The 14873-nt window shown below is 63.7% G+C and carries 11 protein-coding genes and 1 pseudogene; 5 read left to right on the top strand and 7 right to left on the bottom strand.

From position 1 onward, the window contains the following. Nucleotides 1–10: 10 nt before the first annotated feature. Together AWB81_RS11845 and AWB81_RS11840 are read left to right on the top strand one after the other, a co-directional pair. Nucleotides 11–1264: a glycosyltransferase gene (locus AWB81_RS11845; protein ID WP_087134903.1), complete on the top strand. Its 1254-nt coding sequence runs from the start codon at nt 11–13 to the stop codon at nt 1262–1264. A gap of 163 nt (nt 1265–1427) precedes the next feature. After that, nucleotides 1428–3230, top strand: coding sequence for a serine aminopeptidase domain-containing protein (locus tag AWB81_RS11840; RefSeq protein WP_062635407.1), 1803 nt, complete (start codon nt 1428–1430; stop codon nt 3228–3230). A 24-nt stretch (nt 3231–3254) separates the two neighbouring features. Here AWB81_RS11840 and AWB81_RS11835 read toward each other — a convergent pair whose 3' ends face one another. Genes AWB81_RS11835 through AWB81_RS11815 form a run of 5 tightly spaced genes read right to left on the bottom strand, consistent with a single transcriptional unit; the run spans nt 3255 to nt 9415 of the window. Further along, on the bottom strand, nt 3255–5741 hold the full coding sequence (locus AWB81_RS11835; RefSeq protein WP_062635405.1) for a glycosyl hydrolase 2 galactose-binding domain-containing protein: 2487 nt from the start codon (nt 5739–5741) through the stop codon (nt 3255–3257). Further along, entirely contained in the window at nt 5738–6823 is a 1086-nt protein-coding gene (locus AWB81_RS11830; RefSeq protein WP_062635403.1) for a DUF1839 family protein, read from the bottom strand. Before AWB81_RS11830 ends, AWB81_RS11835 begins: the two co-directional genes overlap by 4 nt. Next, nucleotides 6820–7875: an amino acid--[acyl-carrier-protein] ligase gene (locus AWB81_RS11825; protein ID WP_062635401.1), complete on the bottom strand. Its 1056-nt coding sequence runs from the start codon at nt 7873–7875 to the stop codon at nt 6820–6822. Before AWB81_RS11825 ends, AWB81_RS11830 begins: the two co-directional genes overlap by 4 nt. A gap of 2 nt (nt 7876–7877) precedes the next feature. Then, a complete protein-coding gene (locus tag AWB81_RS11820; protein ID WP_374730483.1) occupies nt 7878–9167 on the bottom strand; it encodes an acyl-CoA dehydrogenase family protein in 1290 nt (429 codons plus the stop codon). Then, the gene (locus tag AWB81_RS11815; protein WP_062635400.1) at nt 9164–9415 is read right to left on the bottom strand and encodes an acyl carrier protein; all 252 of its coding nucleotides are present in this window, start codon (nt 9413–9415) and stop codon (nt 9164–9166) included. The genes AWB81_RS11820 and AWB81_RS11815 overlap by 4 nt, the downstream gene beginning before the upstream one ends. Nucleotides 9416–9848: 433 nt before the next feature. On the opposite strand from AWB81_RS11815, the gene AWB81_RS11810 reads away from it, so the two are divergent. After that, nucleotides 9849–10565, top strand: coding sequence for a YdcF family protein (locus tag AWB81_RS11810; protein WP_062635398.1), 717 nt, complete (start codon nt 9849–9851; stop codon nt 10563–10565). A 12-nt stretch (nt 10566–10577) separates the two neighbouring features. On the opposite strand, the gene AWB81_RS11805 is transcribed toward AWB81_RS11810, so the two are convergent. Further along, complete coding sequence (locus AWB81_RS11805) at nt 10578–11195, bottom strand: HAD family hydrolase (RefSeq protein ID WP_062635396.1); 618 nt, start codon at nt 11193–11195, stop codon at nt 10578–10580. A gap of 262 nt (nt 11196–11457) precedes the next feature. Further along, nucleotides 11458–12453, bottom strand: coding sequence for a GlxA family transcriptional regulator (locus tag AWB81_RS11800; protein ID WP_062635394.1), 996 nt, complete (start codon nt 12451–12453; stop codon nt 11458–11460). A gap of 235 nt (nt 12454–12688) precedes the next feature. Here AWB81_RS11800 and AWB81_RS11795 point away from each other — a divergent pair, with 235 nt between their 5' ends. Together AWB81_RS11795 and AWB81_RS49135 are read left to right on the top strand one after the other, a co-directional pair. Beyond that, a complete protein-coding gene (locus AWB81_RS11795) occupies nt 12689–13078 on the top strand; it encodes a nuclear transport factor 2 family protein (protein WP_062635392.1) in 390 nt (129 codons plus the stop codon). 148 nt (nt 13079–13226) lie between these two features. Next, nucleotides 13227–14760: pseudogene (locus AWB81_RS49135) on the top strand (methyl-accepting chemotaxis protein). The last annotated feature ends 113 nt before the right edge of the window (nt 14761–14873 follow it).

Genomic DNA, 14873 nt, shown 5'->3' with positions numbered 1-14873 from the left:
GGGGTTGCTTATGAGAAAGCGGGTACTGATGGTGATGACGCGGGAGATTCCTCCCGAGGCGACGAACGGGCGCGAACGTACGCTGCGCTTTATCCGGGAAGCGATCGGAAGCGAAGTGGAACTGCGCGAGTTCACGGTCCGCTCGCTGTTCGAATCGGGCGGGCTGACGGCAAAGATGGGTGCGTTCCTTCGCCTGTTGCGAGGCATTGCGACGGGCGTACCGTGTGCGCTTCAGGTCGCGATGTTCGCCGATCGCCGCAAGGAGCGCGAACTTGCTGCCGTCATCGCCGAATTCAAGCCCGACGTGGTCTATCTCGACGGCATCCGGCTGGTCGACTATGCGCCGGGCATCCGCGTGCTGATCGGGCGTCGGCCGATCATCTTCGACTTCGACGATCTGATGTCGCGCCGTGCCGCGATTCTTCACGACGCGCGCTTGCCGGTTTCTCCCGGTTATCTGACGAAGTCGATCCCGGGACCGCTCGTCAGGCTCGCCAATGCGAGCTTCATCCGTCAGACGTTCCTGCAATACGAGCGATATTGCCTGCAGCGACAGGAGCGTCAGGCCGTGGAAGCGGCGCACGCAGTCACGCTCGTTTCGACGGACGACGCCAGAGCACTGGGCGCGCTGCTCGATGCCCGGGCGATGCGAAAGATCCATGTGATCGCGCCGCCGGTGACATCGACGAGACCCTTGACGCGGCCCTCCGATCCGCTTCGATTCGTGTTCATCGGTTCGGATACCCAGTTGCAGAACCGGCTTTCCATCGACTATCTGCTCGGACTATGGAAGCGGCTGGAGCCGCGCACGCCGCTCGTCATCTATGGTCGGATGGTGCGCGAGTACGATGCCGTGCCTAACGTTCGCTTCGCGGGCTTTGCGCCTTCGCACGACGATGTGTACACCACCAGTTCCATCGCAATGTGCCCGGCATTCCTTGGCGGCGGCATCAAGTCGAAGGTGCTCGAAGCGATCTCGCATGGCTGCCCGCCGGTCGGCAACGCGACCGCGTACGAAGGTCTCGGCTTTCACGATGATTCGCTCGCGATGAGCGAGGCAGACCTCGAACGCTTCGTCACCGATCCGTCGCAGAATCTCGACGCCGTGCTCGATGCGGCCGCCACGTTTGCTTCGTATTGCGAGGCCCATTACAGCGTGACCGCGTTCGCTACGCGCTGGCGCAATCTTCTGGCACTGTCGCCTGCCGTTCAGATGCAGCCCGCAAGCCCACCGATGCCAGCGCATCAGCCATTACATTTGTAATGTGCGCACCATAACGATCGAGTGTGAGGCCGCTCGCAGACAATGATGGCTCACATTCGACGCATCGCAGGAACGGGCGCGACGACCAAACCATCGAGAGCGACCGCGGGGGGATGTCAATACGAATTCCTCGCGCCGGCGATCGAGAGACGAGGGAACAATATTGAAACCAATAGTCTTCGGGGGACGGTTCGGCTGGTTGCATGAAGGAAGCGGCGATCGCGGCGTGATCCTCTGCAACACGCTCGGCCACGAGTCCGTGTGGACGCGCAACGGCATGCGTCACATGGCAGAGGAACTCGCCGCGCGCGGCATCTGGGCGTTGCGCTTCGACTATATCGGCACCGGCGACTCGGCGGGCGCCGATGGCAGCGCCGACCAGTTCGAATCGGCTGTGTTCGACATCGAGACCGCCATCGAATGGTTCAGGCAGGAGACGGGCGTCGCGCATGTCACGCTATGCGGCCTGCGCGTCGGCGCAGCGCTTGCGTTGAGTGCAGCGCGGCATCGTCCCGTCGACGACATCGTGCTGCTCGCGCCCGTGATCAGCGGCCGCGCCTACCTGCGCGAATTGACGATGGTCCGCAAGACGTGGTTCGATCAGTTGTCGGCGCCGCTACAGGCCGCGCAGCCCGCGAGCGGACCGCTAAACGTGCTCGGGCAGATCTACAGCGACGAACTCAAGGTGTCGCTCGAAACCTTTGATGCCGCCGCGATGATGCATGGCGCCGCATGCAGGCCAGCGGCACGCGTGCTGATTGCACACGCACGGGCGGCCGCAAGCGAATCGCTGCGTTCGGCGCTGATCGCGCACGACGTGAGCGTCGAGTATCGTTCCTTTGATGAATTCACGGCGTTCGCTCAGGAGAGTGTTCTCTCCGAACTTCCGGCGAATACCTTTGCGAGCGTCGTCGAATGGATGTCCCAGGGCAGCGCGCGCGATGCGCAGATGCCGCCCAGGTCCGGGTCATGGTCCGGCGATCTGCTGATCGAAACGCCCGAAGCGGTGGAACGGCCAGTGCTCATCGAGGACCACCAGCTGTTCGGTATCCTTTGCGAGCCGCGCACTGTGCTCGCGCGCAATTCGGTCCTGCTCATCGCGAATACGTCAGCGAGTTCGCATGTCGGCGACAGCAGGCTTTCGGTGCGCATCGCGCGCGAACTGGCGCGGCGCGGCATTGCATCGCTGCGTTATGACGCACGCGGGCGCGGCGACAGTCCGCCCGAAGAGGGCGATATGAAGCCCGGCAAGCCGTTCACGCACATCTATGCGCCGTGTGCCACTGAAGATACGGCTGACGCAGCGCGCTGGCTCGCGGCGAAGGGCTTTCGCAACATAGTTTCGTTCGGCATCTGCTCGGGCGCGTATCACGCACTACGCGCCGCGATCGTGGAGCCCGCGCTGACGGGCGTCGTCACGGTCAACATTCCCACGTTCACAATGCCGCGGCAAACCTCATTGGACCGCACGCGCGATGCCGCGCGCAATTCGCTGGCGGGTTACGCGATCTCGGTATTCGACCCGGCGAAGTGGAAGCGCGTGTTCCGCGGCGAACGGAGCATCATGCCGATCGTGAAGTTCATCGCTAGCAATCTGACGACACGTGTGCGAACGCGCGTCGTCGATGCGCTCGGGCTCGACCGGCGTCAGTCCGCATCCAAAGAAGTGCCTGCCGAGCCGGGCGCGATGCTGCATGCGCTCGACGCGAAAGGCGTTCGCACAGTGCTGGTCTACGGCGCCTATGACAGCAGCATGGACATGCTGGCCGCGCATTTCGGCAAGCACGGCAAGCGACTTTCGCGCTATGGGTCAGTGCGTGTCGCAGTCTTCGACGATATCGATCACGCGCTCTTCAACGGGGAGAGTTCGGCGAAGGTCATCGCCTTGTGCGATACGCTGCTCAGAGAGATGAGCGTGACGTCGAAGGATGCGCCGGTGCCGAACGGAGCGCCCGCCATTTCCTGAGCGCGGAAGCCTGTCGGGCAAGCGCTATTGGCTTGCCCGATAGGCGACGGAGCGCAGTGCATTGAGCGCGCGCACTTCGCCCTCGGGTGTCGATGCGTGGATCGATGACGCGGCGGTGTCGCGAGCTATCAAGGGAATTCGGCGCGTCGCGCCGGGACGAAGATGAAACCAGTCCACGGCCGCATGGAAGTTGGGATCGACGACGTGCACCCAGCGCGCAAGCCGCGACGCCCCGACGACGAGTTGCCAGCCGGCGTCGGCCTTCTCCAGTTCGACGGTGAGGCCCAGGTCGTGCCGTTCGCTGGCCGACATGTCGGGAAAATGAAACGCCTCCGAGATCACCTCACCACTCACCGCATCGCGCAGTGTGACGACGGTCGCGTCATTCGCGCGCGGACCGAAGCGATACGCGTAAGTGAAGTCGAAGAAATGACCGAGCAATGCGGTCGCGTTGAGCCGTGTGACGCTGCGCGCCGCAAGCACGACATCCCGCGATGCGCTGGCGACCTTCGTCGCGCCATCGCGCAAGCACGCGAACTCGACGCGTGCGTGCACGTCGCGAGGGCTTTCGTTGATCAGATGCAGGTCGAGGCCGTCAAGCCCTTCATCGGTGACGACGACCTGGATCGGCCGCAACACGCCGGCGAGGCCATGCAGTGCGCTCTTCGGGACGCCGAGCGCATCGATGATGCCCCAGCCCGCGCCGGCACGCAGATCCTGCAATTGCCATACGATGCCGCCCGCACACGACGATCCCGCCCGACGCCATTCGGAGAACACCGCGCTCATCACATCGGCGACCACCGCGCGTGACAGTTCCAGATAGCGTTCGGGATCTTCATAGCGCAGGCGGGCGGTATCGACTTGATAGAGCGAGCGCATGTAGTGCTCGCGAACGTCGTCGAAGTCCCATGGCGCGCCGGGATCGCGCGGCACCGCCTGTTTCCAGCGCGGTTCGTGCGGCAGCGAAGCGTTCGGTATCGATGCGAGCGCGACATCGTCGGGCACATTGGCGAAGCCCAGGCACTCCGATGCAAAGCGAACCTGTGCGCGACGCGCGTCGTCGAGCGGACGTTGATAGGCACCGACCCCGTAGTAATGCGTGACGCCCGATCGGGTCGAAAATGGAGGCGCGTGAATATCGCCTTCTGCGCTGCTGGGCGAGTTCCGGACATAGGGCACATCGGGACGTGCCGCTACGACGATCGAGGGCAACTGGTCGGTGAAGAGCCGCTGGCTTCCCTGCGCGTGCGAAAGCCCGAACATGGCGGCTTGCTGGTCTGCTTCGCTGCCGCCACATAGCACGGCGAGCGACGCGAAACGGCGGGTGCGCGATAGGAACTGCCGGGCTTCTTGCTCGACGTTCGCACGGAAGGCGTCGTCGTCCGGATAGTCGAAGTTCGCAAAGGGGAAGTCCTGCCAGACGAGCACGCCATATTCATCGGCGAGTTCGTAGAACGTGTCCGACTCGTAGAGCATCGTTCCGCCCACGCGGATGATGTTCATCCCCGCTGCGCGGATTGCTTCGAATTTCGGCTTCATTTTTTCGCGCGAAGCATTCAGCGACACGAGATCCGCCGATGTCCAGCATGCGCCGCGCGCAAATACGGGCACGCCGTTCACGACGATCTGAAAGCCATCGTTCGACGGTCCGCGATCGATCGCCATACGCCTGAAGCCGACCCGGCCGAGCGCGATCTCACCGAGGTTCCCGGATTGCACGCTCATCGCGTGCAGCGTCGGCTCGCCGTGCGTATGCGGCCACCAAAGGGGCACGTTGGGCACCCGCACGCTGCCTGCAAGCGTGCGCGAATCGCTCCAGAGAAGATCGCCAGAGGCATTCGCGCAATGCAGACGGACTGCATGCGCATCCTGGGGATGGTGAAAGCGCACGGTCACGTCGGCTATGCCGTCGACTCCATCCACGCGCGTGGCGACATCGACACGATCGATCGAATCCTGCGTATCGCCGATGAGTTCCACCGAACGCCATGGGCCGGCCGCCTGAATCGGCGGGCACCATCCCGGCATGTGGCCGAGCAGCGTCGTGCGCACATTGCGCAAGGTCGCGGGCCGGGCGAGGCGCGGGCGCCAGCGGGCGCGCGGGCGCTTTGCCGCGAGTGCGGTGCTTAGCGATCGAAAGCAGAGATGAAGCGCAGCTTCGCCATCGACGTCGATATCGATGTCATACGCGACGAACATCGAATCGGAGTCGAGCACCTTGCGGTTGTCGACCCAGACTTCGCAGATCGTCGCGAGACCGTTCAGGCGCAGCGTGCGGGCACCGCTGGCTGTAAAGCGTACGCGATACCAGTGGTCGCTGAACGCGAACGTGTGCGTCGCGTTTTCGTCGAGCCGTCCGGCTGCACGCAATGCGGATGCGACCGTTCCCGGCACTGGGGCGTCGATCCATCCGCTCACGGAATCGAGTTCGGCGGGGGAAGCGAATGCGCCGGCGGCAGTCGTGACGCACTGCCATCCGGCGTTCAGCTCGCGCGGCCTGCCGTTCACGAGAAGATCGCGGCCAACGGCGTCATCACGCGTTCGTAGGACGCTTCAAGACCGTCGAGGCAATCGTCGCAGAAGTCGGGACGCGCCCGCATGCGCGCCCGCGCGAGGCGGAACTGCATCACCATCGATTCGCTCGCGATGTGCTGCGCATCTTTCGGAAGGCTATCGGGAATCTCGAAGCCGCGTTCGCGCAGCCAGCCGAGATACTTCGACAGCAATTCGAAGTTCGCGCCCAACTGACGCATCACGTTGAACGAATACAGATGAAAGTACGCGACGTCGCGGTTAAGAACCGCGTGCACATGCTCCTTGAAGGCGGCACGCCACTCGCTGATCGGATTGCTGGTCGGACGCCGTGCGAGATGTATCGAGAGAAGACTGGCCGAAGCGTCGGCAAGCGATGCATCGCTTAGCGCGGGCCGGTTGCGTTTGACGAACTCTGCATACGGAAAGAGCACATGCGGATTGTCGGCGAGTTCGGGCGCGAGGCGGAACAGGTAGTCGTAGTCCTCGCCGCTTAGTGTGAAATAGCCGGCATTATGGAAATATTCCATCTGCCGCGCGCCGGTATCGATGCGCTTGATCCCGATCGTGGTCTTCGAATGCGTCTGACGGTAGCTGGTCGCGCGCGTGTCGGGAAGGTAGAACGCGTCCACCTCGACGATCACGACATGGCCGCGCCGCGTCTGTTCGAGCACCTGGCGCTCGAGCGTGTCGTAGATTGCAAGCTCCTGAGCCTGCAGGCCATAGAGCGTCGCAAGATCGTCGAGCGAGAACTTCGGGAAGGTGAACTGGTCTCCTTCGAACGCCTGCAGCACGGTGAAGCCGAGCGCCGCGCGCGGGTCGAGACCGAAGTCGTGCAGCAACTCGATCCATAGATCGACGTAGCAGTTGGTCTCGAGCCAGACGCGCTCGCCCTGATGCAATGCATGGCGATCCGCTTCGCGAACGAGCGCACGCGTGCCCGGCTGGAACGCCGGAACCGCGACGGGCGAAAGCGAAGCGGCGGGCTCCATCGACGCCATCGGCGCGACAGCGGCGCCTTGCGCACCCACGGCTTCAGCGGGCGAGGGCGCGTTCATGCGGGCGTTCCGAGGCTGGCGAGTCCCTCGGCGATCGTCGGCGCAGCGTCGCCCCAGAGGAGCGCGCGCACCGGAGCGGGCCACTGCGCGACATCGAGACCATGATGACGGAAGAGCGCGAGGGTGGAGCGCTCCATGCCGAAGCCCACGCATGCGGTATGGGCGAGGCTGTCGTCGGCCTGCTTGATCTTCCAGATCTCGCCGAAGTGCTCCATGTGATAGTTGAACGAGAGGCACGCCGTCGGCTTGTCCGGCGTCGCGACCGGCACGAGCAGTTCGAACTTGAGCTGCTGCTCGCGCTGGCTGTCGGCGACGATCTTGCCGCCGCGTCCGAAGAACGGATCGTTGGCAAGATCGATCTCGAACGGCAACTGCAGGAGCCGCACGAGCATCGAGCCGCGCTCGATCCACTTCTGGCGGAACTCCATCACCTGTTCCGGGCTGCCGACGCGGATGTACTCGCGCATGCGGAACATCTGCATGCGGCTCGGATCGATCGAGGGTTCATGGCGGAAGCAATACGCGAACACGTCGACGATGGCGCCCGCTTCGGCGAGCTTGCCCCGCCGCGCGATCAGCGGATACACCGGATAGCAGGCTGCCGGCGTGAGCACGAGGCGGGTCGGCTTTTGCTGGTCCATCCATTCGTCGGAGCGTTCTTCGTCGCCGGCGGCAATCGTTCTGTCGAGCGCTTCCAGCAGGCGATGATGACCACGGTCGTTGCCCTGGAACGAATGGATGCTGCCCGCGAGATTCGGGAAGCTCTTCAGATATTCGCTGTCCTCGAAGTCGTGGCGGCGCATCGCGGGCGGAAAGCGCAGCACTTCCGCGTGCTGGTCTGCGCCGAGCAGCGTGATGACCTTGTTCAGGCGCTCGACGACATCTTCGAACACTTCGCTGCGGCCATAGAGACCGTTCTCCCCCGTCTCGATCAGGATGCCGGCTTCGACGAGACGCGAGCGCAGTGTCGGGTCCGATCCTGCATAGGGTTGCTGCGGACGCGCGTTTTCTTCGGCCGCGATGAGCGCGGCCTGTTCGTTCAGCATGTTCATTTTTAGATTGTCCCCGTGACGGCGTGCCGCTGCGCAAGCAGCAGATTGGCCGTGTTCAACTCGATGCGGTCGTTGCTTATCATCAGCGGCGCGGAAAGAAGGTCACGAAGATGCCGCCCCACGCTGAATTCGGTGTCGTTCTTGTAGCCGGCCATTCCGCAGATCATCAACGCTTCCTGCACGACCTGGATCGCAGTCGTCGAAATGGCGAGCTTGAGCATGTTGAGATCTGCCGCCAGTCCGATGGATGCGCCGAGCGGCGTGTCCTCGACCTGGTCGCTCTCTTTCGCCTGCCTCGCGATGCGCTCGGCGTTCGCGTCGGAGACAGCGTCGAGCGCCGCCTCAAGGCGTGCCTGCATCATGCGCTGGAGCGTGACCGCCTGTGCGAGCCGCGATGCGGACGGCGGCAGTGCGCCCGGCTTGCCGCGCGCCTGATTGCGAAAGAAATGATGCGCGCGATTGACCGCGTCCGCAGCGACGCCGATCCATACCGAAGCCCACAGCGTATGCGAGACGGGCAGCATGCTTTCGTCGGCGATCTTCGAGAACGGTGCCGGAAGGATCTGCTCGGCGTTGCCGCGTGCAGTCAGGCGATGTCCTTCGCTGCACGTGCCGCGCATGCCGAGCGTGTCCCACGTGCCGCGCGGTTCGAGTTCGAACGTGTCACGCGGCGCGACGATCAGCACCTGGTCCGAGGGCGGCGCGTCCGGATGACGGCGCGCGGTCACGAGAATGCAGTCGGCGTAGGCGCCATACGAGATCGTGGGCGCGAGCTTTTCGATCAAGAAGGCGTCGTCGACCAGATCGACTGCACAGGCGCTCGTGCGCATGTTGCCGCCGATCGTTTCCTCCGACGTCGCCGATGCGAGCAGCAACTGCTCGTCGACCATGCGCGCCAGCAGATCGCGCTGCCATGCGACATGCGCGCCGTGATCGACGATGCACGCGACCTGGCTCTGGTGCATCGCGTAGATCATCGCCGTCGAGGCGCAGCCTTGCGCCAGTGCTTCGCACAGGCGCGAGACGCCGTCGAGCGCAAGGCCGTCGCCACCGAATGCGCGCGGGATCATTGCGGAGAGCAGCCGCTCGTTGCGCATCGCTTCGAAGGCTTCGCGCGGGAAGCGCGCCTCGCGGTCGACGGCATCGGCATGAGCGGCCGATATGACGGCGACCCGGCACGCTGCTTCGAGCAACGCGGCTTCGTCGCGCGCCGGCGCTTCTGCGCCGCTGCCGTAAATCAGGGGTTGCATCGAGCCGAGGGCGTTGCCCAATGCCTCGGTGGGGGCATTCATGCTGCCGCCTGCGAGCGGCGCAGTTCGGTGATCGAGGCGGCCAGCGTGTCGATGCTCGAGAACAGGCGGCGCGTGAGCATGCGGTCCGGAATCTCGATCCCGAACTCGTCTTCGATCGCGAGCATCACATGCACCGTGGCGAGCGACGACAGTCCCGCTGCATAGAGGTCGTCGCTGTCGCCGAGCGAATCCACCGGGACGTCGAGTCGGGCAGATTCGGACAGGATGCGGCGCAGTTCAGTTTTCATTTTGCTTCCCCGTGAGGCCCCACCGAGAGAATCGGTTCTGTTCTGTCCCGAGTGTTCGCCTGGAAGCGGCGTGCAGTTCATGCACGAGCTCCCGCCCGAAGCCTTCAACCGGTCTCGGTAATGTCCGGCTGTCGGGGCATCGCACTCGGGCGCATGACATCGATCGTTGGGCGACGAGCGATGCCGTTTGTATGATCGTATTTAACGAATTAGCCGGGATGTGCGTCCGTGCGATGGCGCACGAAATTCCGGCAGTCGATGCACGAAGCAACACATGTCGATGAAGCCCGGACTTTGGTATGAGCCTTTGTGTACGATTCGATGCGCGCTTCGGTGAAATGATCTGTTCGATGCGCGCGTTCTGCCGTGCGCCGGCACTCGCATGAGGACGCTTTCTTCAAGCTGTCGCACCCATTTGCTAAGGACAATAAACTTGGTTCTCGTCGCCCTGTTCGTCATTTATGTCGCGCTCTTCGTGCTCTGGCGCGGACACCGCCTGCAGGTGCTGATCGCGGGCGCGGTGGTGTTCTGGCTGCTCGGCAGCTGGCTCGCCGGCCCGCTCGTGCGTCTCGCGCAGATCGGTCACGACACGACCGTCGAGCCGACGTTCAAGCCACGCATGGCGCTGATCCTGCTCGGCGGCGGCACGGACTTCGACGCCAGCAAGCGCCTCGTGCCGCGAGACGATACCGTCGCGCGCATCGACGCGGCCGCTCGTCTCTACAAGCGATGTCGGCAAGCCGAAACTAAATGTAGGGTGATCGTAAGTGGCGGCGACCCGCAGCATCACGGACGCACTGAGGCCGAGGTGTATACGCCGTTTCTGCTCAAGGCTGGAATCGATCCGTCTGATCTTCTGATCGAGGATCGGAGCATGAACACGTACGAGAACGCATGCAATGTCGATCGATTGCTGCGTCAGGATCGCTATGACGCGATGGTGCTGATTACGTCGTCCTTGCACATGCGGCGCGCGCTGCTTGCGTTCGACGCGTTCGAACTGCACCCGCAACCGTACGTCGCGAGCGTGCGCAATCCGTATTCGTGGTGGGTGCCGCATCGGGAAGGGTGGATCGACTCCGACAGTGCGCTCTATGAGATCGCCGCGGTCATGCGCTTCCGGATCTGGCGGTGGCTCGGACTTTATTGAATACGCGCCGGATCACAGCAGGTTCAGACGGCGCAGTTCGATCGCCAGTGCATTGGCCGTGGTGAACTTGCAGGCGGCCAGGCCGGCATCGATCGCGCCCGTCACGTTCGCATCGACGTCGTCGATGAAGAGCACTTCGGCAGCGCTCACGCCCATCGCATCGACACAGCGCAGGTACGCTTCGCGCGCGGGTTTCAGGGCCTTGAACGAAGCTGTCGCGTAGACGTCGTCGCTGCCGAACACGCGCGCGATATCGGGGCAGATGAACGGCAGGTTGTCGACGACCATGTGGCAGTTGTTCGTGAGCACGGCGATCCGGCTGCGGTCCGAAACCGCGGAGGCGAGCGCGAGCACGTCGGGATTCGGGGACATCGCTGCGCGGCGCGCGAGCAGCCAGTCTTCCAGCGCGATGGCGCAGCCGAGCAGATCGTCGACTGCGCTCATGTACCGGGCGTCGTCCAGCGCGCCCGCGTCGGCTTGTGCTTCGAGGCCCGAGCCCCAGATCGCGTGACGGATCGCTTCCGCGCTGCGGTTGGTCGCGGCCGACAGATGCGCGACGCGTACTGCCCGGTCGTATTCGCACAGTACGCCGTCCATGTCGAAGAGAACGGCCGATATCGTCGCGGGCATGGTGTCGGGACGCTCGATGGCTTTCCAGCGGGGATCGATCCGGCCCGATTAGGGACGTGAAAATACGCAAGCGGGCGCGTGCGCGATTAATGCAAAGACTGCCCCGACGAAATCGATGACGCAAGCCTTAAGCGGGAAGAGAGGCTTGCCCGGCTCGGTCATAGGCTGCTCCAGCCTGGATCACGCGGATGAGGTGAAGGTACCCAGATGTGCAGACAAAGCGTATCGGATGCCTTCCGCGTCCGCGTGCCTTATAGGCGCGTCAAGTCCCGAACCTCAGCCGATACTCCTGCGGTGTGACTTCCATAGCACGCAAGAAGCTGCGCCGCATCGTTTCTTCCGAACCGAATCCGCATCGCTGCGAAATTCGCTTGATCGGCAAGCGCGTTTCCAGCAGCAGGCCGCGTGCGGCTTCGATCCGCAAGCGTTCAATCGCACGCTCGGGCGTCATTCCGGTAGCACGCGCGAAGTGTCGGCTGAAACTTCGCTCGCTCATGCCGGCTTTGTCCGCGAGAACCGGTACGGACAGATCTTCCGCGAGGTGCTGGCTAATCCAGGCCTGCAGCGCGCCGAACTTGTCCTCCGCGATCTGAAGCGAGAGGGCCGAGCTGAATTGCGCCTGGCCGCCGGGCCGCTTGAGGAACACGACAAGATAGCGTGCCACCGCAAGGGCGACCGTATGCCCCAGGTCCTGCTCGACGAGGGCCAGCGCCAGATCGACACCGGCCGTCACGCCTGCCGACGTCCAGACCGGCTCGTCATGCACGAAGATCGGTTCGCGCTCGACCTTCAGGGCGGGAAAGCGGCGCTCGAGTTCCGCGCAGTATTGCCAGTGCGTGGCGACGCGCCGCCCGTCGAGCAGGCCCGTTGAGGCAAGCAGGAACGCCCCTGTACAGATTGAAGCGACGCGCCGTGCGTCGCCCGCCCGCGCACGCACCCAGTCGACAAGGCGCGGGTCCATGGCCGCCAGATCGACACCCTCGCCCCCGGCGACGATCAAGGTGTCCAGAGGCGCTCCGATGGATGAAAGCGGATGGGCGACAAGTCCCACGCCCGCCGATGCCGTGACAGCAGGACCCCCTCCGGGCGCGACGATCTGCATTGCATAGGGCGGCTTTTTACCGGCCCCGGCGACGATATCGTTCGCGGACGCGAACACCTGGAGTGGGCCCGTGACATCGAGCAACTGTACGGACGGGTAGGCCAGTATCTCGATGACACGAGCCGTGTCAGGTTCGTCTACGCGGTGCTTTGGCATGTCTGCGTTTTGTTCTCACGGGTCACAGGGGTGCATGGCAGCGGTGAAGTGTACGACCGAGGCTCGCCTGTCATTGCGTGTAAGGCGGCTCTGGCAGAAAGCGAGGGAAGGCTGGCATCGAAGCGCGGATCGGTTCGCCTATTCTGCTTGATGTCAGCGGGAAGCGCCTGCGTACGTGCTCAAGTGCAGCGCGTCCTTGCAACACGGACAGCAATCGTCAATCACGGAGAACGGCATGACCACGATCACATTTACGAAGACCGTACCGCCCCAATGGCTGCTCGACATGTGGAAGGAGATCGACGACAAGACCTTCGGCAAGGGAGTCGACTGCTTCGCCGAAGATGCCGTATGCAATCTTGGCGTGGCCGACTGGCACGGACGCGAGGCGATCCGGAAGAACCTTCTTGAATTCATCGACAGGGGTTTCACTGCGCATCACGACGTCGTCGAATATCTCGATAGCCCGTCGCTGAAGGTCTTTCATGGCCTCGTCACGATGACGTTCGATGAACCCGGTACGCAACCCGTCAGACCGAGCATGACTCATTTCTTCTACATGGACGAGGCAGATCCGACCCGGGTGAAACGCTGGGTGGGCGCGGTAGGGCCGACGGAATTCTGATCCGCGCTGTACACGGCGCCGCGAACAGCGAAGCTAAAGAAGGCGAAGCGGCCGCCGTTATCACGGTGTAAGCCTTGGATCCTACGGCATCCGCACGGGTGCCGAAAAACCGGCGCGCAGGATCTTCGTCCCTTCTTCAAGACACACCGTGAAAAAATTAAGCTTCAAGGCCAAGCTGATCAGCACCGTCGGCTTCGTTTGGCTCAGTCTCATCCTGCTCTGCGTGCTCAACGCGCTTTCGACGCGCCACATGCTGATGCAGCAGCGCGAAACCGCGCTCGCGGAACAGGTGCAATCGGCGATGAGCATCGTGCGGTTCCATGTGAAAGAAGCGCAGGGCAACAAAGTCTCCGAGGCGGACGCGAAGGCCGCCGCCCTCGCGAGCCTGCGCGCCGTGCGTTATGGCGAGAACGGCTATCTGCTCGTCGTCGATTCGAACATGCTGCAACTCCTGAACCCGGTGCGTCCCGAGACCGAGAACAAGATCAACGATCTCGTCGACCGCACCGGCAAGCATTTCACCGCGGAAATCGTGAAGCACGGACTGGACGGCACCCACCTCACGTCGTATCTGTATCCGAAACCCGGCCAGAGCGAGCCCCTTCCGAAAGTCGCTTACGGCGACTACGTGCGCGAGTGGGACTGGCATGTGTACACCGGCGCCTACATCGACGACATCGACCGCGCTTTCTACGCGATCGTGCTGAAGTCGCTGGCGATCGTCTTCGCAATCGGTGCGGTGCTGACCTTCGCGATGGCGTTCATCATTCGCGGCGTGCTGCGCAGCATCGGCGGCGATCCGGGGCAGGCGGCGGTCATCTGCGGCGTATCGCCGACGGCGACCTGAGCGAGCCGGTGCAAGTCGCCAACAACGATCGCGCGAGCCTGATGTACTCGATGCACGCGATGCAGTCGCGCCTCACCGAAACCATCGCGCAGATCAAGCTCGTCGCCGACGGCATCACGGCCGCGTCGCGCGAAATCGCGGACGGTCACACCGACCTCTCGTCGCGCACCGAGGAGCAGGCTGCGTCGCTAGCCGAAACGGCATCGAGCATGGAAGAACTCACCTCCACCGTGCGGGTCAATTCGGAAAGCGCCAGCCAGGCGAGCCAGCTTGCGCAAGGCGCGTCGTCGACGGTGGAAAGCGGCAGCAGCGTCGTCGCCGGCGTGGTCGCCACGATGAACCGCATCGCGGGAAGATCGTCGACATCATCGGCGTGATCGAAGGCATCGCGTTCCAGACCAACATCCTCGCGCTGAACGCAGCCGTGGAAGCGGCGCGTGCGGGCGAGCACGGCCGCGGCTTCGCGGTCGTGGCATCGGAAGTCCGCGCGCTGGCGCAACGCTGCGCAAGCGCCGCAAAGGACGTGAAGACGTTGATCGACGAATCGGTCGGCAACGTGACTGAGGGTCAGGATCTCGCGCAGCAGTCCGGCGAGACGATGCAGCAGATCCTCGCTTCGGTGATGCGCGTGACCGGCATCATGGGCGAGATCTCCGCCGCGTCTTCGGAGCAGACGCGTGGCATCGAGCATGTGGGCGTCGCGATCGCGCAGATGGATTCCGTCACGCAACAGAACGCCGCACTCGTGGAGCAGGCGACAGCAGCCGCGGCCGCGCTTGCGGGGCAGGCCGACGAACTCAAGCGCGCAATCGGCGTGTTCAGGCTCGCGGCCTGAGGCAACCCGGGAGTTGCGGTGCCGGTCGTCTGCGTGGATCATTGGGAACTCCGCGGCTGTCGCGACGCGACATGTTGCGGCAAGGCTCGAAACCAACCCGATGTTCCGCCTAG

The sequence above is a fragment of the Caballeronia arationis genome (assembly GCF_001544975.2).
In the GTDB taxonomy this organism is placed as follows: Bacteria; Pseudomonadota; Gammaproteobacteria; order Burkholderiales; family Burkholderiaceae; genus Caballeronia; species Caballeronia arationis.
The sequence above is the reverse complement of the archived record's forward strand: the minus strand, read 5'-3'. Positions and strand labels throughout refer to the sequence as shown.